The organism is Bacteroides sp. 224, assembly GCF_010500995.1.
Classification (GTDB): Bacteria; Bacteroidota; Bacteroidia; order Bacteroidales; family Bacteroidaceae; genus Bacteroides.
This window is the reverse complement of record NZ_QVMK01000046.1, coordinates 1-24,448: the sequence shown is the minus strand read 5'-3', so window position 1 is coordinate 24,448 and position 24,448 is coordinate 1. Positions and strand designations below refer to the sequence as shown.

General features: G+C 39.0%; 14 protein-coding genes and 2 pseudogenes. 12 read left to right on the top strand and 4 right to left on the bottom strand.

Going from position 1 to position 24,448, the window contains the following annotated elements:
• Window positions 1–135 precede the first annotated feature (135 nt).
• Window positions 136–1,580: pseudogene (locus tag D0T60_RS16700) on the top strand (ATP-binding protein).
• 156 nt (window positions 1,581–1,736) lie between these two features.
• On the opposite strand, the gene D0T60_RS16695 reads toward D0T60_RS16700, so the two are convergent.
• Window positions 1,737–3,200, bottom strand: a complete 1,464-nt coding sequence (locus D0T60_RS16695) for an MFS transporter (protein WP_163219291.1) — start codon at window positions 3,198–3,200, stop codon at window positions 1,737–1,739.
• A 244-nt stretch (window positions 3,201–3,444) separates the two neighbouring features.
• Between D0T60_RS16695 and D0T60_RS19095 the strand changes: the two are divergent.
• From D0T60_RS19095 to D0T60_RS16675, 5 genes and pseudogenes are all read left to right on the top strand, one after another.
• Window positions 3,445–4,605 (top strand): annotated as a pseudogene (locus D0T60_RS19095) (glycoside hydrolase family 105 protein); the annotation flags it as partial.
• Between the two features lie 18 nt (window positions 4,606–4,623).
• A complete protein-coding gene (locus tag D0T60_RS19090; protein ID WP_370524796.1) occupies window positions 4,624–5,535 on the top strand; it encodes a pectinesterase family protein in 912 nt (303 codons plus the stop codon).
• Between the two features lie 31 nt (window positions 5,536–5,566).
• Complete coding sequence (locus D0T60_RS16685) at window positions 5,567–6,937, top strand: glycoside hydrolase family 28 protein (RefSeq protein WP_163219288.1); 1,371 nt, start codon at window positions 5,567–5,569, stop codon at window positions 6,935–6,937.
• Window positions 6,938–7,070: 133 nt separating this feature from the next.
• Complete coding sequence (locus D0T60_RS16680) at window positions 7,071–10,331, top strand: TonB-dependent receptor (RefSeq protein WP_163219287.1); 3,261 nt, start codon at window positions 7,071–7,073, stop codon at window positions 10,329–10,331.
• Window positions 10,332–10,350: 19 nt separating this feature from the next.
• Window positions 10,351–12,000: a RagB/SusD family nutrient uptake outer membrane protein gene (locus D0T60_RS16675; protein ID WP_163219285.1), complete on the top strand. Its 1,650-nt coding sequence runs from the start codon at window positions 10,351–10,353 to the stop codon at window positions 11,998–12,000.
• A 194-nt stretch (window positions 12,001–12,194) separates the two neighbouring features.
• On the opposite strand, the gene D0T60_RS16670 is transcribed toward D0T60_RS16675, so the two are convergent.
• On the bottom strand, window positions 12,195–12,782 hold the full coding sequence (locus D0T60_RS16670; RefSeq protein WP_163219283.1) for a thioredoxin family protein: 588 nt from the start codon (window positions 12,780–12,782) through the stop codon (window positions 12,195–12,197).
• A gap of 143 nt (window positions 12,783–12,925) precedes the next feature.
• On the opposite strand from D0T60_RS16670, the gene D0T60_RS16665 reads away from it, so the two are divergent.
• The 4 genes from D0T60_RS16665 (at window position 12,926) to D0T60_RS16650 (ending at window position 19,088) form a co-directional block, all read left to right on the top strand.
• Entirely contained in the window at window positions 12,926–14,587 is a 1,662-nt protein-coding gene (locus D0T60_RS16665) for a pectinesterase family protein (RefSeq protein WP_163219281.1), read from the top strand.
• Between the two features lie 275 nt (window positions 14,588–14,862).
• Window positions 14,863–17,052 (top strand): S9 family peptidase, encoded by a 2,190-nt coding sequence (locus tag D0T60_RS16660; protein WP_163219279.1) that lies wholly within the window; start codon window positions 14,863–14,865, stop codon window positions 17,050–17,052.
• A 3-nt stretch (window positions 17,053–17,055) separates the two neighbouring features.
• Complete coding sequence (gene lipA / locus D0T60_RS16655; protein WP_163219277.1) at window positions 17,056–17,910, top strand: lipoyl synthase; 855 nt, start codon at window positions 17,056–17,058, stop codon at window positions 17,908–17,910.
• Window positions 17,911–17,966: 56 nt separating this feature from the next.
• Window positions 17,967–19,088, top strand: coding sequence for a hypothetical protein (locus tag D0T60_RS16650; RefSeq protein ID WP_163219275.1), 1,122 nt, complete (start codon window positions 17,967–17,969; stop codon window positions 19,086–19,088).
• Here the strand turns inward: D0T60_RS16650 and D0T60_RS16645 are convergent.
• Window positions 19,054–19,758: an SAM-dependent methyltransferase gene (locus tag D0T60_RS16645; RefSeq protein WP_163219273.1), complete on the bottom strand. Its 705-nt coding sequence runs from the start codon at window positions 19,756–19,758 to the stop codon at window positions 19,054–19,056. The two genes, D0T60_RS16650 and D0T60_RS16645, sit on opposite strands and share 35 nt — an antisense overlap.
• Window positions 19,759–19,766: 8 nt before the next feature.
• On the bottom strand, window positions 19,767–20,624 hold the full coding sequence (locus D0T60_RS16640) for an enoyl-ACP reductase (protein ID WP_163219271.1): 858 nt from the start codon (window positions 20,622–20,624) through the stop codon (window positions 19,767–19,769).
• Window positions 20,625–20,953: 329 nt separating this feature from the next.
• Between D0T60_RS16640 and D0T60_RS16635 the strand changes: the two genes are divergently transcribed.
• Together D0T60_RS16635 and D0T60_RS16630 are read left to right on the top strand one after the other, a co-directional pair.
• Complete coding sequence (locus tag D0T60_RS16635) at window positions 20,954–22,567, top strand: glycoside hydrolase family 28 protein (protein ID WP_163219295.1); 1,614 nt, start codon at window positions 20,954–20,956, stop codon at window positions 22,565–22,567.
• Between the two features lie 187 nt (window positions 22,568–22,754).
• Window positions 22,755–24,038 carry a DUF4861 domain-containing protein gene (locus tag D0T60_RS16630; RefSeq protein ID WP_203558362.1) on the top strand — a complete coding sequence of 428 codons (1,284 nt, stop codon included), beginning with the start codon at window positions 22,755–22,757 and terminating at the stop codon, window positions 24,036–24,038.
• Window positions 24,039–24,448 lie beyond the last annotated feature (410 nt).

Here is a 24,448-nt window from a genome sequence, read left to right as displayed (position 1 = left end):
TAGGAACAAGAAAGAAGAAACCGCTCAGGCTTAATCCAAGCATGGGCGGTTTCTTTTAATATAAAAATCAGAAGGGATGTACGACACCGAATGGTTACATACTATCTTTGTTTTCGCATATTAAACATTTTCGTTATGACAACAATTCGTCGCAAACTCCCGATAGGGATACAGACATTTGAGAAAATACGTGCTGGCAATTACCTGTATGTAGACAAAACGGAGCTGGTATGGCAAATGGCCAGTAGCAATACTCCTTATTTTCTGAGCCGTCCCCGCCGTTTCGGTAAAAGCCTGTTGTTGTCTACTTTCGAATCTTATTTTTCCGGACGCAAAGATCTCTTCGAGGGCTTAGCCATTGCCAACTTGGAAACAGAGTGGAAAGAATACCCCATTTTACATCTCGACCTGAATGCAGAGAAATATGATGCTCCCGAGCGTTTATACATCTTAATCAATAGCTATTTGGCACGATGGGAAGCTAAATATGGTAAAGATAAAAATGAAGATTCGCTATCTACCCGTTTTGCCGGCGTTATCCGTCGCGCCTACGAGCAAACCGGTTGTGGAGTGGTAGTGCTTGTCGACGAATACGACAAACCTTTACTGCAAACCTTGCTCAACGAACCTTTGCAAGAAGAATATCGGAAAACCCTCAAAGCTTTCTATGGTGTACTGAAAAGTGCAGATGCCTATCTACGCTTCGTATTTTTAACAGGAGTAACAAAATTCGCTCACGTAAACGTATTCAGCGACCTTAACCAACTAAGCGATATCAGTATGGTTCCCCAATATTCCACAATTTGTGGCATTACCAAGGAGGAGCTACTACAAGTATTTACCCCCGAGATAGAAAAAGTAGGGGAATACAATGACCTTACCTTTGAACAGACAGTGGAGAAAATGACTACTTTGTATGACGGTTACCACTTTCGCGAAAAAACACCAGGTATATTTAATCCTTTCAGTGTGCTCAATGTTCTTGAATATAAATTGTTCGATAATTTTTGGTTTCAAACAGGCACACCTACTTTCTTGGTAGAATTGCTCAAAAAAAGCGATTATGACCTACGCTTACTTATCGAAGGAGTGGAGGCGGAACAATCTTCTTTTAGTGAATATCGCGCAGAATTCAGCAATCCTATTCCACTCATTTATCAAAGTGGATATTTAACCATAAAAGAGTATGATCCTGTATTTAAGACATACACACTCCGTTTCCCTAACGAGGAGGTGAAGTATGCTTTCTTAAAATTCTTGCAGCCGGCTTTCCTTACGAACTAAACACTCAAACCGAGCGACATTATCAAGTAGTGTTCCACATTGTTTTTAAATTGATGGGCGAGTTTATCGAATCAGAAGTGCGCAGTGCGCGCGGCCGTGCTGATGCTGTAGTGAAAACTAAAAATCATATTTATGTATTTGAGTTTAAATTAGACGGAACAGTAGAAGAAGCCCTTCGCCAGATTGACGATAAAGGATATCTGATACCTTATACTGCTGATGAAAGACAGTTGATAAAGGTAGGCGTAAACTTTGATAAGGAACAAAGAAATATTGGGGAGTGGAAGGAAGGTTAGTTAAACGAAATGACCACTGGCTGGTAGATATTTATAAGAACCCATTTTCCTCCTTTCCAAACCTATATAAACTAATTATAAACATCTACTTAATATCAAAAAACGGCTGACTCTTAAATAGAATCAGCCGTTTTTTTGATATTCTTAATTCAATAATTACAATACAATGGGTTTGTATTTAGGAACCAATGATTTCATAATCACCCATCCAATCAGATAAGCAACTGCACAAATAGAGAAAATTATAAAGTAACCGGCTTCTTCACCTTGAAAGCCCATAAATACCATTTTAGTTTCTCCAGCATGATCAAATAACACTCCCGAACCTTTATTAATAAGAAACGAGCCAACACCACCTGCCATACCACCAATACCAGTAACAGTAGCAATAGCACTTTTCGGGAACATATCTCCTACAGTTGAAAAAATATTAGCAGACCATGCTTGGTGAGCTGCACCAGCAATACCAATAATAATAACAGGCAACCAATATGTATAAGACCCTAAAGGTTGAGCTAATAATGCCAATAAAGGAAAGAATGCAAAAATTAACATTGCTTTCATACGTCCTGCGTATGGATTCATTTTCTTTTTTTCTACAAAATACGATGGCAACCATCCACCAATAATAGAAAGAAGAGTAATCATATAAAGAACAAACAAAGGAAATGCTGCTTGAGTAGCATCCATTTGATATACCGATTTCAGGTAAGCAGGAGTCCAGAATAAGAAGAACCACCAAACACCGTCTGTCATAAATTTACCAAAAGCAAAGGCCCAAGTTTGTTTAAACTGAAAACATTGCATAAAAGTAAGCTTCTTTTCCTGTCTTTCTTCTACTTTTTCTTCAACTACACTTTCCGCATCTTTGTCCTGTTGAATATAAGCTAACTCTGCCGCATTTACTGCAGGATTATTTTCCGGCTTTTTATAGATAAAAATCCAAAAACCCATCCAAACAAAACCAAGTGCACCAATTATAAGAAAAGCAGATTCCCAACCCCAAGCTTTTGCTATAAAAGGAATAGTGATAGGAGCAGCCAGAGCACCTACTGTAGCACCAGCATTAAAAATACTGGTAGAAAATGCTCTATCCTTTTTAGGAAAATATTCTGCTGTTGCCTTTATTGCTGCAGGAAAGTTACCAGCCTCACCAATTGCCAAAACAAGACGAGCAAAAATAAATAAAGTAACACTTACACTGGTTATAATTCCAGCTTTACCTGCTATAGCAGCCGCTGCAAGCGCCTCTTTTGCCCCTTCAAATCCTACCAACCATTCGCCAGTAACCCAGCCTGAAGTAGCTATACCGCAAAACGCATGCAAACATGCACCAAATGACCAGATACCAATAGCCCAAAGAAATCCTTTTTTTGTATCCATCCAGTCAACAAAACGACCAGCAAACAACATACTGGCAGCATAAAAAATAGAAAATAAAGAAGTGATGTTACCATAATCGTTGTTAGTCCAGCCAAATTCAGGGCGAATGAAATCTGTCCATGTTAATGACAACACTTGTCTGTCAAGATAATTAATAGTAGTAGCAAAGAAAAGCATGGCACAAATTGTCCATCTGTAATTTGTCATCTTTTCTGTTGCAGTTCTTAATGCACTCATGATAATTGATTTAATTTGATTAGTTCTTATAATTATGGGAGCCAAAAATACATATTATTTATGAAATACCAATCGTTTACGTGCACGGAAAATGATTTTTCCACTATTTTAATCGAAAAATACACAGAAATCTATATTTTCGGAACTACCTTTGTAACTGAGATATTATACCCAAACAGTAAAAATGCTAAATCTATTACCTAATTTCAACTATATGACTAAATTATTTCGCAAAGCCTTATGGATGGGGTTACTTCTATGCTCCGGTCAGTTGATGGCTCAAAAAGTAAATAACAATCTTCCGTGGTCGGTACGAATGGCAGAATCGGAGATGATTCGTTGCCCCGAATCTTGGCAACTCGATTTTCAGCCTAAGTTAAAATGGGATTACTGCCACGGACTGGAACTTCAATCTTTTCTGGATGTATATGATACCTACAACGATCGGCGGCTATTTGATTACGCTGTATCATACGCAGATACCATGATTCATGAAGATGGAAGTATAGTAGCATACAAATTGCAGGATTATAATATTGATCGCGTAAACTCCGGGAAATTCCTTTTCCGTATCTACGATCAAACCAAAAACGAGAAATATAAAAAAGCGATTGATTTGCTACGCAGCCAATTAGATACCCATCCAAGAAATGAAGATGGCGGTTTCTGGCACAAGAAAGTTTATCCACACCAAATGTGGTTGGATGGAATTTACATGGGTACACCTTTTTATGCAGAATATGCACACCGCAACAATCGCCCGCAAGATTATGCAGATATAGTTCGGCAGTTCCTTTTAGCAGCCAAACATACTTATGATCCTTCCAATGGTCTTTACCGCCATGCAACCGATGTTAGCCGCACCGAGAAATGGGCCAATCCTGTTACCGGACAATCTGCACACAGTTGGGGACGTGCTATGGGCTGGTACGCCATGGCATTTGTTGATGCACTCGATTTTATTCCTAAACATGAGCCGGGACGCGACTCAATGCTGGTAATTCTTAATAATATTGCCAAGCAAATTACCAAAATACAAGATAAGAAAACCGGACTTTGGTATCAGGTACTCGACAAAAGCGGCGACAAAGGCAACTACCTTGAGTCTTCTTGCTCTACAATGTTTGTTTATGCCTTATTTAAAGCGGTACGCAACGAATACATTGATAAGTCTTATTTAGATGTAGCCATCAAAGGATATAAGGGAATCTTGGATAACTTTATAAAAGTTGATAAAGATGGTGTAGTATCCATCTCGCAAGCATGCGCGGTAGCCGGATTAGGAGGAAAGAATTATCGCTCAGGCACTTACGAATATTATTTGAGCGAACCCATACGCGATAACGACCCCAAAGCAGTGGCACCATTCATCATGGCAAGCCTTGAATGGGAACGCCTGCAACGTTTTAAATATCCTTCTGTTATGTCCGCCACAAAAGAGCCACATCAACAAGACACACTTGTAGTAGCCCGCGATGGCTCAGGACAGTTCCGTAGTATCGGAGAAGCCGTAGAATCCATACGTGCATTTATGGACTATAAAGTAACAGTTTATATAAAAGACGGCATTTACAAAGAGAAACTTATTATCCCCTCCTGGCTAAAGAACGTAGTATTTGTAGGACAAAGTGAAGACAAAACCATTATCACCCATGACGATCATGCCAATATAAATAAGATGGGAACCTTCCGCACTTACACCGTAAAGGTAGAAGGTAACGACATCACATTTAAGAATCTCACCATAGAAAACAATGCTGCTCAACTCGGACAAGCAGTGGCTCTTCATACGGAAGGAACTCGCTTAATGTTCTTCAAATGCCGCTTCCTTGGAAATCAGGACACCATTTTTACAGGTAGCGAAGGAAGCTATTTACTGTTCACCGATTGTTATATAGAAGGTACTACGGATTTTATTTTCGGCCCTTCTACTGCATTATTTGAGCGTTGTACCATCCATAGTAAAAAGAACTCGTACATCACAGCAGCTTCTACTCCGCAAAATGTAGAACATGGATATGTATTTAAGAACTGTAAACTAACTGCGGCACCGGGTGTAGACAAAGTTTATTTGGGTCGTCCGTGGCGTCCGTATGCAGCAACAGTATTCCTCAATTGCGAAATGGGAAAACATATTCGTCCGGAAGGCTGGCACAACTGGGGAAAACCGGATAATGAAAAGACTGCCCGTTATGCAGAATTTATGAGTAGAGGAGAAGGAACAAATCCGACAAACAGGGTAAGCTGGAGTAAACAGTTGACAAATAAAGAGATGAACAGGTATTCTATACAGAATATATTTAAGGAAGATAGTAATTGGTATCCGTATAGGTAAACGGATACCAAACATATAAAAATAAATACGAATGAAAAATACATTTTTAGCATTGCTAAGTATCATTGTTATTCTACATGCATGCACCCAAACCCAAACAATAGTACCTCAATCATCACCAACTGGTTGGGATAAAGTTCCGGAAATCCTTAAAAACATAAAAGAGCCGGCTTTCTCCGATACTGTTTTTAATATATTAGACTATGGAGCAAAATCCGACACCACTTTCAACAGCCGTACTGCCATTCTCAAAGCTATTAACGCCTGTAACCTGGCAGGAGGAGGAAAAGTTATTATTCCCTCGGGAAATTATTTTATAAAAGGCCCTATTGTACTCAAAAGCCATGTAAACCTATATATAGAAGAAGGAGCACGCTTAGAGTTCTCAACCAACCCGCAAGATTATCTTCCTATGGTATTAACAAAATGGGAGGGAACAGAATGTTATAATTACTCACCTTTTATATATAGCTATCAATGTACAAATGTAGCAATTACAGGTAAAGGAGTCATAGATGGCAATGGTGCTGCTATATTTAACACATGGAAAAAGCTGGAGAAACCAGGTATGGACCGTCTCCGCCAAATGGGCAATGATAGTATACCTGTTTATCAGCGTGTTTTTGGAGAAGGATATTACCTGCGCCCTTGTATGATTCAATTCTTCGGCTGCAAGAATGTGCTTGTTGACGGGGTACAAATCTACGACTCTCCTTTCTGGATTATTCATCCTGTATATTGTAACAATGTGATTGTTCGTAATATCTATATCGATGGGCAAAACTATAACAATGATGGATGTGATCCGGAATCTTCTACGAATGTATTAATAGAAAACGTACACTTCAATGTGGGAGATGATGGTATTGCTATTAAATCTGGACGCGATCAGGATGGGTGGAGAGTAGGACAAGCCACCGAAAATGTGATTATTCGAAACTGCCACTTCTCACAATGGGCTATTACAATCGGCAGTGAAATGTCGGGAGGAGTACGCAATATTTATATTGAAGATTGCCAGATAGATAGTTGTCGGAATGGAATTTACTTCAAATCCAACATGGATAGAGGGGGATTCTTTGAGAACCTGTATATGCGCCGTATCAAAGCTGATATTTGCTTATGGGGAATGGTTAATTTCCGTACTGACTATCATGGATATCGGGGAGGAAAATACCCTACTCTTTTTAGAAATATTACTATCGAAGACATTACCTGCAACAGAGTTGATAGTGTAGCACTCATGGCAAACGGAATTCCTGAAGCTAAACTACACAATATTACTTTACGAAATATTGATATAAAAAAAGCCCCGAAGGCTACACAAATGAAAAATGTAGAAAACTTAATTTTAGATAATATTAAAGTAAATGGTAAACTGATTCTGGAAGCAGAGGAATAGAGAAACACCCTATTTAAACCAAAAACAACACATAATCGAACAATTCGTACACACGAAAAACAAGCATTTCTATTTAATTTGCATCTAAGATTTTTAATCTTTATTTATAACTTTAATATAAAATTTTAGAACTATGAAATTACACAGACTTGCTAAAAGGGCAAGTATCACTCTTTTTATGAGTATGCTATGCCTTCTTGTTTTTGCGCAAAGCCGTTCTGTTTCAGGTATCGTAGTAGATACACAGAATGAGCCAATGGTTGGAGTGAATGTATTGCTTAAAGGTACCACCAATGGTGTTATCACAAATTTAGATGGTAAATATACCTTATCCGGTGTTACTGAGAAATCTGTTTTAGTTATTTCCTATATTGGATGTCTGACACAAGAAATTGTAGTAGGCAATCAGTCTAATATTAACATTACTTTAAAAGAAGACTCCAAAACACTTGATGAAATTGTTGTAGTTGGATATGGAGTACAGAAAAAGTCCGATTTAACAGGTTCTATCGGAAGTGTAGATAACACAAAATTGGTCGGTAAGGGTGCCACTACTGTAATGGAGTCTTTACAAGGACAAGTTGCCGGAGTAGACATAGGGCAATCTTCCAGCCGTGTAGGTGAAAAGTTTAATATTTCTATTCGTGGTAAAAGTACTCTGGGAGAAAACACCTCTCCTCTATTTGTTGTAGATGGAGTAATTACCGATGACATCAATTTCTTAAATCCTGCCGATATTGAAAAAATAGACATCCTAAAAGATGCCTCTTCCACAGCAATTTATGGTTCTCGTGCCACAAACGGTGTAGTGATTGTGAGCACCAAACAAGCAAAAGCAGGAAACAGCATGAAGGTAAATGTTACTTATGACGGATATGTAGGCTACAAAACTGCTGCTCGTATGCCCGACTTTATGGATGGCGTAGAATGGATGGATTACAGATATATGAAGTATGTAACACCTGTGTCCGGAGCAACAATCACCGACGGACGTTTACCTTTGGAATTGACTAAGGGTAATCTTGCATCTGTATGGAATGATAAAGGCAGCAATGTTTCTACCAAAATGCGCGACCAATTCTTGAATCGCGACTTTACCGATTGGAGAGATCTAATGTTAAAAGATGGTACACAACAAAACCATTTCATACAAGTATCGGGAGCCGGAAAAGATGTGTCTTATCGTATTGGCGCAGGTTACCAACAAGAAGATGGTATTATGGGCGATAATATGGAGCGTTTCAATTTCAAACTGTCGGTAGACGGAAAGATCAATAATAAAGTAACTGTAGGAGCAACAGCAAACCTTGTAACTCAAAACAGTAACTATGGATCAAGACGTGCTGTACAAGAAGCATTCCGTGCCAATGATTATTGGCTTCCTTATAATACAGAGACTGGAGTTATTAATTACCAACCTGGTAAAGACCTCGCCCCTGGGCAAGCATCCAGCTTAACTTTCCCCGCAGGATTCTCTTCTTCTGTTTCTCCATTGATTGATGCAATGAACTCAAGTGATAAAACAAAAGCATACAGAGTATTAAGCACAATGTATGCCCAATATCAACCTATTGAGGATGTTATTTTCAAAACTACTTTTTCTCCTACATTCTCTACAAGCCGCAGAGGCGAATATTATGGAGGACTATCATCTGAACAAGCTTCAACTTATAATGCCACTACAAATCCCGAAGGAACAGCTAAAGCCAGTGTCACCAAAAATGATGTATTTTCATATACTTGGGATACACAAGTGAACTATATTAAAACATTTAATTCCGTTCACAATGTAAATGCAATGGCTTTATTTAGTGCTTATAGTACAACAGGAGAAAAATATGCTTTAACAGGAACAGGTGTTTCTCCCGAAACATTATGGTATAACTTAGGTTCAGCAAGTAGTTATAGTGGAATATCAAGTCCTTATGAAAAAAACACAATGCTTTCGTATGCTTTACGCTTAAACTATAGCTACAAAGGCAAGTATTTAGCTACTGTTTCCACCCGTCGAGATGGTTCTTCGAAATTCAAAAAAGACGAAAGATGGGGTTCATTCCCTTCAGTAGCGCTTGCATGGAACATTGGCGAAGAATCATTCATTCAAGAAAAAACTCCTTGGATTTCTTATCTTAAATTGCGTGCCAGCTATGGTGCAACAGGAAATAACGCCTCTGTAGGAAATTACGAAACTTTATTTTTAGCCAATCAGCTTTATTATTCCGGATATGGTAAAGGTTTTGGTCCTGAAATGGTTAATGAACTATTAACTTGGGAAAAAACAACCGAATTAAATTTAGGTCTTGATTTCTCTTTCTTAAAAGGAAGAATCTCCGGTAGCTTTGATTGGTATAACAAAGATTCTAAAGACCTTCTTATGAATATGAAACTACTTCTTGAACAAGGTTCTAATTCAGGAAACATGACCGCCAATGTGGGCAAAGTTCGTAATAGAGGTATTGAATTAATGCTGAAAGGAATTCTTCTCCAAACCAAAGACTTTTATTGGGATGTAACCGCTACGTATGCTAAGAACAAGAACGAAATTCTTGAACTACAAGGAAAGAAAGAAGACATGCGTGCAGAAAGATGGTTTATTGGGCAACCTATTGACGTAGCGTACGATCTTCGCCAAACAGGTATATGCACACAAGCAATGGCTAATGAGCAATTAACTATTAACGGAGTTACCAAAACAAAAAGCGAATGGTATGGATATTTCGAAGGGTGCATGACCTATGAAGACTACAACAAGGATGGTAAAATCAATGATGCCGACCGCCAGGTTATTGGTCAAGGTCTTCCTAAATGGACAGGTACCATTTCTACTTCCTTTGCTTATAAAAATTGGGATTTCTCAATGTCGGTAAACACCAAACAAGGTCACACTTTATATAGTCCGTTTATGCAAGAGTTTACTGATTATTCAGATCGTGGACGAACTAAATTAAACATGGATTTTTACATTCCCGAAGGAGCACCCATTTTCAATTATTCATGGGATGGAAGCAATACAGCATCCTTAACATCTGACAGAACCGTGGTTGCAGACCATACAATTGTAGGCTCCTACCCCTACCCACTCAATGATGTTAATCGCAATCATGGTGGTGGCACCGGATGGTATACTGGTAAGAATACAGAATTTAAATCTAATAACTACGTAGATGCTTCTTACTGGAAAATCAAAAACATCACAATTGGATATACATTCTCTAAAAATCTTATGAAGAAAATAGGACTTGAGCATTTAAGAATATATGCAAATGTATTGAATCCATTTACATTTACTGACTACAAAGGATTTGATCCTGAATGGGCTGATGCTTCAATAGCAGATGGTACCGGTGGTCCAAGTTCAGTAACTTATCAAATAGGTCTTAATGTTAAATTCTAATTGTAAAACGAACAAGATTATGAAAAAGATATATTTATTGGCGACCGCATTTTCATTCGCCACACTTACAGGTTGTTCCGACTTTCTGGATCAGGATTTAAAATCTAATGTACCAGGTGCAGAGTACTACGAAACAACAGCTGGTTTCGAAAGTCTGGCTAATGCAGCATACAGTTCTCTAAGAACTATTTATGGAGGAGATCCATGGTTATTTGAAGGAGGTACCGATTTATTCGCCTCCGGACGTAATAGTGTAAACCCCAGTGCATTATATGGAAGTGCTTTTACCAGCGCAAATGATGCAGTAACAACATTTTATACAGATCATTATAAAGCCATATCACTTGCCAATGAAGTTATATATTGGGGAGGATCGGATGAATCAAGAGCTTTACGAGTAGCAGAAGCCAGAGGACTTCGTGCTCTGTATTACTTAAATTTGGTACAACAATTTGGTGGAGTTCCGTTAATCAAAGAACGCACAGCGACTCCAATTTCCGAGGCTTCTCGTGCTAGCACTATTGATACTTATAATTATATTATCGGAGAATTATCATCACTTGCCGCTTCTTCTGCCCTACCCAATCAGGCTACAGATGGACGCTTCAATAAGCGTGCTGCTAATCACTATTTGGCTAAAGCTTATTTATCAAAAGGTTATATATCTAATAATGATGATGATTTCAGAGCTGCACTTTCTGCTGCCCAAGCAGCAGGAGCCGGACAAGCATTGACTACTCCTTTTGCTACATTATTCAGCAATGCCGGAGAAGGTAATGAAGAAATTTTGTTCTATGTAGAATATGATGCAAAAACTGTAGATAAAAATACAGATGGTAATAAACAACAAGCTCACTTTTGTGCTTATTTAGATGGTCAGGAAAAAGGTCATAAATACACATCTTCAACTCTAACTCCAACCCTTCGTATGCATGAGCTGTTTAATACCAACACCAACAATGCAAGTCAGGATGAGCGTTATGAAGGAACATTCATGACCGAACTCCGTCAAAGCTATTGGCATTATTATGATGAAGACAAGAAAAACACCAGCCCAGTTACTTACTATTATTGTCCGTCATGGGAACTGGCTAACATAGATACCTGGAGAAGTGAATACCCAAGTCGCGCTAATGCACAAGTAGTAGAAATGACAGCAGAAGGAACAAACATCAATAACATTGTCACAAGCTATTATAGCAAAATGAGAGAAGATGTATATGGTGTAGCCTCTTTCAGAAAGTTCGATGATATTGGCAATGGTAAAGAGATTTTCTCTACTACTTCATCTATGAAAGACATTTACCTGGCTCGCTTAGGAGAAACAAATTTGATTGCAGCCGAAGCCTGCATAAAATTAAAAGATCAACCGGGAGCATTAAGCTATATTAAAATAGTTCGCGACCGCGCCAAAGCAACTACCGCTACTCAAAGCGAAATGACTATTGACTATATACTGAACGAAAGAGCCAGAGAATTAGCCGGAGAGTACCATCGCTGGGCCGATTTGGCACGTACAGGCAAATTAGCGGAATATGTAGAGGCTTACAATCCTGATGAAATTAATGCAGGACAAATTACCAAGAAATTCTATCTTCGTCCTATTCCATTATCTGCTATCGAATTAAACTCAGCATTACAAGATGACCAGAATGAAGGTTGGGAATAAATAGCACACACTATATAAACAACGGAGGTGTGTCAAAATGATATTATTTATGATCTGAACACAGAGACACAAAGGCACAGAGAATTTAACTCATTAAAAATGAGAGACTCTGTGCCTCCGTATCTCTGTGTTCAAATCGTATTTTATCATTAATTGGGACTTTTGACACATTCTCGTTCTTTTTCATAACCTCCTCACCCCAGCTTCTCAATCAGCTCCTCATAACTCCCCTTCCCTACATGCACCAAGCTTCCGTTCACAAATACCGAGGGTACTACCTTTATATTATTATCTATAATTTCCAGTTTATTTATTCCGCCATCCACAATCTCGTGGCTTAAATGCTCATTTACAAGAACCATTGCATTTATCATTTGTGTCAATTCACCACATATAGCACAGTTTAATGATATATAGGTAACGATATGTATAGGTTTCGTTATTTTCTGAATTTCTTGAATGATTCTTTCTTCCGGCAAATTCTGCCCTCTGCCTTCACTATTTACAATGGCTAATATCAATGTTTTGAATTCATGTCCGTTGGGAGAGGAACGAAATTTAATCCGGGTATCTACTCCATCCTTTAATAGAGTAAATTCCAATCCATCCCCTTCTTTTAGTTGGTAAGATAAATTAGGAGAGCATTTCACTAAATCATCCAAAATATTGAGTAGTTCTCCCCTATGAGGGTGTTCGGACGATATGGTTACATCAAATACATAATGAGATTTTAAATCTTCAAAAGTTGTCTGCAAATAATCTATCACTTCCTTGTCTAACATATTCTATTCATGTGTTTTATCTAAAATTAATCAAGAATGTACAAACCTAATCAAAAATTCCACTCTTTTGATCTTTTATTTCATGGTTTTACAAAACAAAATTCCTAATCTTGCACCTACAAAAATTTAATTAACAGGAACAAATGAAAAACAAGCTTACATTATTAATTCTATCTTTCTTGCTTTTTGCTTCATTTAAAATAGCAGAACCTACCATTACTATATTTATGATAGGTGATTCTACCATGGCCAACAAAAGCCTCAAAGGTGGAAACCCCGAACGCGGATGGGGCCATATACTCCCCAGATTCCTCAACGAAAATATCAAAGTAGATAATCATGCCATGAACGGACGCAGTTCCAAGAGTTTTATTGGAGAAGGCAGATGGGAAACCGTTCTATCTAAAATAAAGAAAGGCGATTATGTATTTATACAATTCGGGCATAATGACGAAAAAACAGATTCTGCCCGTTATACCATCCCCGGATCTACCTTCGACGATAATCTGCGTCGCTTTGTAAACGAAACACGAAGCAAAGGCGGAATACCCGTACTTTTTAATTCCATCGTTCGTCGGAATTTTAACGAAGAAGGACAATTGGTAGATACGCACGGAGCTTATCTGGAATCTCCCCGGAATGTTGCCCGCGAATTAAATGTTCCATTCATCGATCTGAATAAGATAACCCACAACCTTGTACTAAACATGGGAGTAGAAGAATCTAAGAAACTATTTATGTGGGTAGAGCCAAACACCATTGCCTCTGCCCCTAAAGGTAAAGAAGACAATACTCACCTAAATGTTTATGGAGGAAAAGTCGTTGCGGAACTTGCCTTGGATGCCATCGTAAAGGAAATACCGGCATTGAATAAATATGTTCGCAAATATGATTTAGTAGTGGCCAAAGATGGCAGCGGCGATTTCTTTACCATACAAGAAGCAATCAACGCCGTGCCGGATTTCCGCAAAAACATCCGGACTACCATTTTAGTACGCAAGGGCTCATACAAAGAGAAACTAATTATTCCGGAATGTAAAATCAACGTATCCTTAATTGGAGAAGAGGGAGCCACCCTCACCTATAATGATTTCGCAAACAAGCCCAACCTTTTTGGCGAAAATAAAGGTACCTCGGGATCATCAAGCTGTTATATCTATGGCCCCGACTTTTATGCAGAGAACATTACCTTCGAGAACTCTTCGGGACCGGTAGGACAAGCTGTGGCATGTTTCATATCCGGCGATCGTGCTTATTTTAAGAATTGTCGCTTCTTGGGATACCAAGATACATTATATACGTATGGTAAAGATTCCCGCCAATATTACGAAGACTGTTACATAGAAGGAAGCGTGGATTTTATTTTCGGTTGGTCGACAGCCGTATTTAATCGCTGCACCATTCACAGCAAACGAGACGGATACATAACCGCTCCATCTACCGATAAAGGAAAACAGTATGGATATGTATTCTACGATTGTAAACTGACAGCCGATGAAGGAGTCGCCAAAGTTCATCTGTCACGCCCCTGGCGCCCTTATGCACAGGCAGTATTCATTCGTTGTGAAATGGGGAAACACATTTTGCCGGAAGGCTGGAACAATTGGAACAAGAAAGATGCAGAGAAAACAGTATTCTATGCCGAGTATAAAAGTACCGGCGAAGGAGCTAATCCAAACGCCCGTGCCAAATACTCAAGTCAGCTCAAAAACTTAAAGGGATACGAAATAGAATCTATTCTTGCAGGTACAGATGGTTGGAATCCTGCGACAAATGGTAACATATTGATTGGTATTGCAAGATAAGTATGTTAAATACAACTTTCTTCTAAACCTTTTCCAACGCTCTGTCGTTTTTGATTTCATAAACAATAATTCTAAATTACATCATTATGAAATCAAGCATGATTAACGACGGCATACTTATCGGGATACATGTAGTGGTCTTTATCCTGTTCATAGCGTATGCGATTTAGCCTCTCCAAACCTTATTCTTACCCTTTTTAGCAGTAGTTATGATGTAGAGTGCAAAGAATTTCTTAAGTTTGCACTCTATTTTAATACTTAAATTTATTGACTATATGAAGAAATTAAACATTGTCCTGGCTATATGTTTATTATGCCTGAATGGCTTTGCACAGGGCAATAAAGCACTCGACCTGAAATCTGTAATCTCCGGCGAATTTCCTATTGAAAGTTTCCGAGGCGTAGTTCCAATGGCAGATGGAGAACATTACACCCGAATTAATGCTAACGGAACCCAAATCATCAAATACTCATTCAAAACAGGAGAACAAGTACAAGTACTATTTGATGTAGCAACTGCACGCGATGTTTCCTTTAAGAGAATAGATGATTATACTTTCTCTCCGGATGAGAAACTAATCCTTCTCCAAACGGAAACAGCTCAAAAATACCGTCGTTCTTATAGTGCTGTTCATTATCTTTATAACATCAAGAACAATAAGGTAGAGCCTTTGTCGGATGGAGGACCGCAAGAAGTTCCTATATTCTCGCCCGATGGAACAATGGTAGCATTTGTTAGAGACAATAACATATACCTCGTAAAATTACTGTTTGGTAATAGCGAATCTCAAATTACCGAAGATGGTAAATTCAATGAGGTACTGAATGGAATACCCGATTGGGTGTACGAAGAAGAATTCGGCTATAACCGCGCCTTAGAGTTTACGGCAGATAGCCAAATGCTTGCTTATGTTCGTTTTGACGAATCGGAAGTGCCCCTCTTCTCATTTCCTTTATTTGCAGGAGAAGCCCCTCGCCTTTCGGCACTCGAACTATACCCGGGATCTTATGATTACAAATACCCTAAAGCCGGGCAAAAGAATTCAACTGTTTCTGTACACACCTTTGACATTCGCTCTAAAGTAACCCGCAAAATGAATTTGCCATTAGATGCCGATGGTTATATTCCTCGTATTCGTGCTACAGAAGATCCGAACAAACTGGCAATTATGACACTGAACAGACATCAAAATCGTTTTGATATGTATTTTGCAGATCCTCGTTCTACTGTTTGCCGCCTTGTGGTAAGAGACGAAAGTCCTTATTATATTAATGAAAGCGCCTTTGATAACATTAAGTTCTACCCGGATAACTTTAGCTTTGTCAGCGAAAAAGATGGTTATTCACACCTTTACTGGTATAGCATGGGAGGTAACTTAATAAAACAAGTTACACAAGGTAACTTCGAGGTAACCAATTTTATCGGATGGGAAGCAACTACTCAAACATTCTACTATGAAAGTAACGAGGAAAGCCCTTTAAGAAAAGCAATCTATAAAATAGACCGAAAAGGGAAAAAGATAAAACTATCAGAGAAATCGGGTATAAATAGTGCAATTTTCAGCAGCAACCTGAAATATTTCATTAATACACATTCCGACTTGCAAACACCTCCCACCATTACCATTAATAACAATGAGGGGAAAGTTCTGAAAACGCTTGTTACCAATGACAAATTAAAAACTAAAATGGCAGGTTATACAATTCCTGCTAAAGAGTTCTTCACTTTCACCACCTCTCAAGGAGTAGAATTGAATGGATGGATGATGAAACCTACCGGTTTTTCCGAATCTAAAAAGTACCCGGTACTTATGTTCCAATATAGCGGCCCGGGCAGTCAACAGGTTTTAGATCGTTTCAGACCCTTAGGATGGGAAGACTACATGGCAAGTACCGGTTATCTGGTGGTTTGTGTAGACGGACGAGGTACCGGCGGACGAGGAGCCGAATTCACCAAGTGCACTTATTTGAATCTGGGTGTAAAAGAAGCTCAGGATCAGGTAGAAGTGGCCAAATACTTAGGAACAAAATCTTTTGTAGATAAATCACGCATCGGCATCTGGGGATGGAGCTTCGGCGGATACACCACCATCATGAGTATGAGTGAAGGTACACCCGTATTTAAAGCCGGAGTAGCCGTAGCTGCTGTAAGCGACTGGAAGTATTATGACACCATTTACGCCGAACGTTTTATGCGTACTCCTAAAGAAAACGCAGAAGGCTACAAAAACAGTTCAGCTTTCACCCGTGCAGACAAGCTAAACGGCAACCTACTTCTGGTACACGGCATGGCCGACGATAATGTACACTACCAGAACATTGCCGAATACAGTGAACACCTTGTACAAGTTAACAAGCAATTTGATATGCATGTGTATACCAACCGTAATCATAGTATTTATGGTAGAAATACACGCTATCACCTATATACAAGATTAACTAACTTCTTTAACAACAACTTATAAACAATGAAATCCCGCGTACGTAAACCGGAATGGTTAAAGATTAGCATTGCAGCTAACGACAGATACACTGCTACCAAACGTATCGTGGATTCTCATTGCTTACACACTATATGTAGCAGTGGCAGATGCCCCAACCTGGGAGAATGTTGGGGCAAAGGCACTGCTACCTTTATGATAGGAGGAGACATTTGCACGCGTAGCTGTAAATTCTGCAATACCCGTACCGGGAAGCCTCTTCCTTTAGATCTTAAAGAACCCGAGAATGTAGCTCGTTCTATTTCATTGATGCAACTAAACCATGCAGTCATCACTTCGGTAGATAGGGATGACCTTCCGGACTTGGGAGCAGCGCATTGGGCAAACACCATCAAGGAAATAAAATCCATCAACCCAAACACCACATTAGAGGTTCTCATACCCGACTTTCAGGGAAGAGAAGAGTTGATAGAGTTAATTATAGAAGCCCGCCCCGATATTATATCGCACAACATGGAAACAGTTCGCCGAATCAGTCCTTTGGTTCGAAGTGCTGCCCATTACGACACCAGTCTTCGGGTAATCCAACAAATAGCTCAAGGAGGGATAACAGCTAAGTCCGGTATTATGGTCGGATTAGGCGAAACAATTCCGGAAGTAGAAGAGCTAATGGATGATCTGCATCAAGTTGGATGTGAGATTCTTACCATCGGGCAATATTTACAGCCTACGCATCATCATTATCCGGTAGCCGAATATATAACTCCGGAGCAATTCAACCAATACAAAGAAACAGGATTATATAAAGGTTTTAAACAAATTGAAAGCGCTCCGTTGGTACGTTCATCTTATCATGCAGAAAAACACATTATTAATCGTTGAACGAAAACTTAAATGCTATTATTTTGTTTCTATGATTAAAAGAAGATATAGTCAGGATGAGTCATAGAGTAGTTCTTTCCAGCGCGTTCAACATGTCACTTGGTTTTATACCGGTGGTCATTTCAATGATACTATGTGAGTTTATAAATATCCATATAGCATTATCAGTCGGGGCAGCCATTGGCTTGGTTCTTTCTGCCATTACATTTTTCAGTAATAAGTATCAAACTCCTAATTACATATTGTATACCTGTAGTGGAATACTTTTGTTATATGCTTTATTATATATAGCAGGAGTTCTTACCTTTCCAACTGCATGGGGACCATTCTTGCTGGAAGTCAGCATAGTATTGCCCCTACTTATTCTGTATCAGTTCAGAAACAAATTCATAGCATACTACCGCTATCAAAAGAATAGTAAAAACAAGTGTAATCTGGCGCAAGGGGTAGAAACATCCATTGTATCTACACGCGTACTGCTGATCTTTGCCATTATACATTTCCTTATTACTATTATTATAGAATTATTCTCTTTGGCCTCCGTTGGAGAAACCTGTAGATTTATTCTATTTCACATCATGCCACCACTTGTATTTATACTGACCATCTTATTTAACCAGTATGGTTTACGGTACTTTAATAAGATAATGGCACATACTAAATACATATCCGTAGTTAATGATAACGGACAAGTATTAGGGAAGGTCCCCAAGGTAGAAGCTGCTGAATATAAAAATACTTATACCAATCCGGTTATTCGTATCATTCCGATTCATGATAATATGATATTCTTGAGTCGACGCCCGGAAACATCAATTCTTGATGCCGGAAAAATAGATACTCCGATGGAAACCTTCTTGCAATATAATGAAACAGTGGAGGAAGGAGTTAAAAGATTGTTGAAACAAACATTCCCGGGAGTTGGCAACTTATCACCCAGATTTGTTCTGAAACACTCTCTAAAGAATGAGGAAACAAGCAGGCTTATTTTCCTGTTCACTTTAGATATTGCAAATGATAAGTTATTATGTGATTGCCATTTCGAAAGCGGTAAACTGTGGACTCTCTCACAGATCGAACAAAATATAGACAAGAACTATTTCAGTACCTGCTTCGAGAATGAGTTTGATCTATTGCAGGATATTATTGATATAAGAGAAAAATACAAGGTATCTTAGACAGATCAGGAGTTTTATTTTTCCACTCCTTTACGGTTTTGGTCTTGATATATTCGCTTTCTGTGGTCAGATTAGCAGCAATACATAATTTTGTTTGTGGTCTGCAATGCTGAAGGATATCCTCTACCATCTTATTATTCCGGTAAGGAGTTTCGATAAAAAGCTGTGTTTGATGTTCTGCATAAACACGCTGTTCCAGTGTCTTCAACTTCTTAGCTCTTTCACCCGGTTCAATGGGTAAGTAGCCATGAAAGGCAAAACTCTGCCCGTTAAATCCGGAGCCCATAACAGACAGTAGTATGGAAGAAGGTCCCACTAAAGGAACTACTTTTAGGTTCTTTCGTTGAGCAATAGCCACTACATCTGCTCCCGGATCGGCTATCGCCGGGCAACCGGCTTCTGAAATAATTCCCATCGACATTCCTTGCTGCAAGGGTTGCAAATAATCAGAAATAGCATCCGGAGAAGTATGCTTGTTCAATGGAAAGAAAGTCAAACCATCTATATCAATCTCTTTATCTACCTTTTTAAGAAACCGACGCGCCGAACGCACATCCTCTACTATAAAATGTTTAATAGAAAGTATTACCTCCTTATTATAAGAAGGTAATACTGTTTCTATAGCTGTATCTCCCAATGTTACGGGAATGAGATAAAGAGCTGTATTCATCTAAGATTTTATCCGTAAATAATGTTACCGTTTTCGTCCATGTAATCCTCAAGTCCTTTTTCATAAGTAGCCATTGCACGCAAACTCATACCAACGCTCGAGAAACCTCCATCGTGGAATAAGTTTTGCATAGTTACTTTGCGGGTAAGGTCGGAGAACATAATGATACAATAATCGGCGCATTCATCGGCCGAAGCATTACCAAGCGGAGACATACGGTTTGAGAAGTCCATCAGTTTATCCATACCTTTCACGCCCGATCCGGCAGTAGTGGGTGTAGGAGATTGCGAGATGGTATTTACACGTACATTTTTCTCGCGTCCGTAGATATAACCGAAGCTACGGGCAATTGATTCTAACAATGCTTTTGCATCTGCCATATCGTTATATCCAAAGAAAGTACGCTGTGCAGCTACATAGCTTAATGCCAAAATAGAACCATACTCGGCTACTGCATCCATTTTCTTGGCTACCTGAATCACTTTATGAAAAGAAACGGCTGATATATCCAATGTTTTCTCTAACATACCGTAGTCAAGATCATCATACGTACGTTTCTTGCGTACGTTTGGAGACATACCGATGGAGTGAAGCACAAAATCTACCTTACCACCTAACACTTCCATTGAACGTTTGAAAACATTTTCCAGTTCTTCTACGTTTGTTGCGTCAGCCGGAATTACTTCGCAATTTAATTGTTCTGCTAATGCATTTACTTCTCCCATACGTATGGCCATGGGAGTATTTGATAATGTAATGGTCGCGCCTTCTTCAACAGCTCTAACTGCCACCTTCCAAGCTATCGACTGCTCGTTAAGTGCTCCAAAAATAACACCTCTTTTACCTTTAAGTAAATTGTTACTCATAACTATTTTGAATTTGTTAAATCGGGTGCAAAGATAGGAACTATTTATATATTATGAGCCAAAGCGACTGTTTTATAGGTCGATATATCAAAAAATCCCCTTAAACAAACAATTTCTACACACTCCCGGCCGATATCTCCGATATATTTGCAAGCAATAATATAAGAGGTTTTTTCATAATATTATTTAAGGTTAGAATTAGGTTAACATGAATCATTATTTCTTCATTAAACTGCTCGTGAGAGTCGTTTATGAAGAAGAATGACTCTCTTATATTAAGACTGGAAAACGATTTGATAATAATAACAACCATAGAATTCACATTGCGGATGAAGACACTATTGAAAAGAATCTCATTGTTGGCGGTATGCACACCTTTAATATTGGCCGGTTGCAATTGCAATACAGCTACCGCACAACAAGAAACCAATGCGATTGATAAAAGCATCTACGAGAATCTGCCCTTTGATATGCCAAAGGTAGAGCAACCCACTTTCCCCAATTACGAAGTTAATATTCTGAATTATGGAGCAAAAAGTGATGGAGCAACCTTAAACACCGAGGCTATAAACAAAGCCATTAAAGATGTAAACGCCAAAGGAGGAGGTAAAGTTATTATTCCGCAAGGATTATGGCTTACAGGCCCTATTGTACTTTTAAGCAATGTAAATCTGCATACAGAGCCTAATGCTTTGATTTTGTTTACCGACGATTCTTCGGCCTACCCTATTATAGAAACTTCTTTCGAAGGATTAAACACACGTCGTTGTCAATCTCCTATTTCGGCTGTTGATGCCGAAAACATCGCAATCACCGGACATGGTGTATTCGATGGATCGGGTGATAGCTGGCGTCCTGTAAAAAAAGAAAAGCTTACCGACAGACAATGGAAAAACCTGATAAAAACAGGAGTGGTAGATGCTGCCGGAAAGATTTGGTATCCCGATGCCGGAGCTTTAAAAGGTGCCATGGCTACCAAAGAATTTAATAACCCCGAGGGCATTCAATCTGATAGAGAATGGGGCGAAATTAAAACCTGGTTACGCCCGGTATTGCTTAACTTCAACAAATGCAAGAAGGTACTTCTGGAGGATGTTACATTCAAAAACTCGCCCAGTTGGTGTTTACACCCCTTGTTGTGCGAACATATTACATTGAACAGAGTAAAGGTGTTCAACCCCTGGTACTCACAGAATGGAGACGCACTCGACTTGGAATCATGCAAAAATGCTCTTATCATCAACTCTACTTTTGATGCAGGAGATGATGCAATCTGTATCAAGTCCGGAAAAGATAAAGATGGTCGCGAAAGAGGAGCACCCTGCCAAAATGTAATCGTTAAAAACAATACCGTATTGCACGGACATGGTGGATTCGTGGTAGGAAGCGAAATGTCTGGTGGCGTAAAGAACATCTATGTGTCAGACTGTACCTTCCTCGGAACAGATGTAGGTTTAAGATTCAAAAGTACCCGTGGCCGTGGCGGTGTGGTAGAAGGTATTTATATCAATAATATTTATATGATTGATATTCCGAATGAAGCATTATTATTCGACCTTTTCTATGGTGGAAAATCTCCTACGGAAGCAAACGAAGACGGAGACAACAATCTTTCTGAACCCACAGTGATTCCTGCAACCGAAGAAACTCCGGCTTTCCGCAACATCCATATCTCTAATGTTTACTGCAAAGGTTCAGGACGGGCAATCTTCTTCAACGGGCTTCCCGAAATGCCTATCGATAATGTTACAGTAAAAGATGTAGTTATTACCGATGCAAAAGAAGGAGTGGTAATAAGTCAGGCAAGAAACGTAACACTGGATAACATACATATAAAAGCAAAAGAAGGAGCCGATCTGCAAATGAGAAACGTGAATAACGTAAAGGTAGAAGGAGAACTCCGCAATATCGGAAACAAAGCCGAAACATTTAGTTTCAATTAGGTATTAGTATTGTATAATTTCACCACAGAGGACGCAGAGGGCACAGAGGAAATAGTTATGAATTTAATAAAACTCTGCGTCCTCTGTGGTGAAAAGCCCATAACAAGTAAAGCCCTTCATCTCCAGATGTCGGGCTTTTTTAGTTATTATCTTTATATTTGCAATTCAATAACAAATTATCACCATTATGAAGAAGATTTATATCATTATGCTGGCACTTGTTTGTGCCTTTCCCTATAGTTTATCTGCTCAAGTAGATGACGGATTCTTTAATAGCGAAAAAGTTAAAGAAACTCTTCTATCAGATCAAAAGAATACGCTAAAGAAAACAATCAAAGTTGAAGTTAACAACCTATGGAAAACATCCAAAAAAGATGAACCTGTAGTTATTAAACTCGAACAGATAGGAACAGACTTTCAAATAAAGTCGGCCACTGTTTGGGAAGGAAAGACAGAAATCCCCTCTCAATTGGATGATTTGAATGGAGATCGTAAAGCAGACGAACTGGTTTTTGTTACCAATCTCGCAGCCAAAGAAAAAAAGAGTTTCAAGATAATACTCTCTTCGGAGAAAAGCAATAAACAATATGAGCCGCGTGTATATGCCGAAATGTTGATAAGCGATAAGAAAGGAAAGCATGTACCCATACAATCGCTTACTATTCCGGGAACAAGCAACATCTATAACCAACTACACCACCATGGTCCGGCTTTCGAATCCGAATTAGTGGCCTATCGCCTTTATTTCGATCAAAAACAAACCATAGATATCTACGGTAAGTTCAATAAAGGATTTGAAATAAAAGAATCTCAATTCTACCCTACCGACGAACAATTGGTACGTGGCTTTGGCGATGATGTACTTCGAGTAAGTGGCAGTTGCGGTGCCGGAGCCCTAAAAGGATGGAACGGACAAAAGGCCACGCACATAACACCTGTAGAAAATCGAACCGAACGCATTATAGCTTATGGTCCGGTACGCACTATCATTGAGGCAGAAGCAACCAATTGGCAATACCAAAACAGTGAACTTAACATGATTAACCGCTACACACTATATGCCGGACATCGTGACTTACTGGTAGAAGCTTTCTTTGAAGAACCTCTAAAAGATGAAGTATTCTGCACTGGCGTTCAAGACATACAAGGGTCTGTATCTTATTCGGATCATGAAGGATTAATAGGCTGCTGGGGAACCGATTGGCCCGTAAACGATACTGTAAAATATGCCAAGGAAACAGTAGGTCTTGCCACATACATTCCTCGCCAGTATGTAGTAAAAGAGGTAAAAGACAAACCCAATTATTTATATACGGTAACTGCCAAAGGTTCAAACTACTTTTATTACTACACCACCTTTACATCTATGAAAGAAACATTTGGCTATAAAACCCCCGAAGAATGGTTTGCTTATATCCGCAAGTGGAAAAAGGATATAGAACAACCTATCGAAATTAATATTAAGTTATAAGCTGTTTGAATCTTAGCCTGCAATAAAATAGTGCGTGCATCGTGGCAAAATTTGAAAGAAAGCCAATCCGTTCAGAACGATTTTTTCAATCAAAAAGTGTCACAAGTGTCACACAGCGTTCTAACAAGTTGATTTACAGGATCAAGTAGTGGGTGATACTTTTCTAAAAAGCATCACAGAAGTGTCACAAGTGTCACACTTAACAAGTGGCATATTGTCCTGAATTCAGACAAGGTTTTAAACATCTTTCTCCACCCGGGTGTAGACACCTTCTCCACCTGGGTGTAAGCGACTTCTCCATCCGGGTGGAGGTAACCATTCGGTGTCGTACATCCCTTCTGATTTTTATATTAAAAGAAACCGCCCATGCTTGGATTAAGCCTGAGCGGTTTCTTCTTTCTTGTTCCTAT

Excerpts from the sequence above, each read along its gene's own strand:
- D0T60_RS19090 (WP_370524796.1), top strand. The coding sequence starts at position 4,624 with ATGTCCGCCACAAAAGAGCCACATCAACAAGACACACTTGTAGTAGCC.
- D0T60_RS16670 (WP_163219283.1), bottom strand. The coding sequence starts at position 12,782 with ATGTTAGACAAGGAAGTGATAGATTATTTGCAGACAACTTTTGAAGAT.
- D0T60_RS16680 (WP_163219287.1), top strand. The coding sequence starts at position 7,071 with ATGAAATTACACAGACTTGCTAAAAGGGCAAGTATCACTCTTTTTATG.
- D0T60_RS16650 (WP_163219275.1), top strand. The coding sequence starts at position 17,967 with ATGAGTCATAGAGTAGTTCTTTCCAGCGCGTTCAACATGTCACTTGGT.
- D0T60_RS16695 (WP_163219291.1), bottom strand. The coding sequence starts at position 3,200 with ATGAGTGCATTAAGAACTGCAACAGAAAAGATGACAAATTACAGATGG.
- D0T60_RS16675 (WP_163219285.1), top strand. The coding sequence starts at position 10,351 with ATGAAAAAGATATATTTATTGGCGACCGCATTTTCATTCGCCACACTT.
- D0T60_RS16660 (WP_163219279.1), top strand. The coding sequence starts at position 14,863 with ATGAAGAAATTAAACATTGTCCTGGCTATATGTTTATTATGCCTGAAT.
- D0T60_RS16635 (WP_163219295.1), top strand. The coding sequence starts at position 20,954 with ATGAAGACACTATTGAAAAGAATCTCATTGTTGGCGGTATGCACACCT.
- D0T60_RS16685 (WP_163219288.1), top strand. The coding sequence starts at position 5,567 with ATGAAAAATACATTTTTAGCATTGCTAAGTATCATTGTTATTCTACAT.
- D0T60_RS16640 (WP_163219271.1), bottom strand. The coding sequence starts at position 20,624 with ATGAGTAACAATTTACTTAAAGGTAAAAGAGGTGTTATTTTTGGAGCA.
- lipA (WP_163219277.1), top strand. The coding sequence starts at position 17,056 with ATGAAATCCCGCGTACGTAAACCGGAATGGTTAAAGATTAGCATTGCA.
- D0T60_RS16630 (WP_203558362.1), top strand. The coding sequence starts at position 22,755 with ATGAAGAAGATTTATATCATTATGCTGGCACTTGTTTGTGCCTTTCCC.
- D0T60_RS16665 (WP_163219281.1), top strand. The coding sequence starts at position 12,926 with ATGAAAAACAAGCTTACATTATTAATTCTATCTTTCTTGCTTTTTGCT.
- D0T60_RS16645 (WP_163219273.1), bottom strand. The coding sequence starts at position 19,758 with ATGAATACAGCTCTTTATCTCATTCCCGTAACATTGGGAGATACAGCT.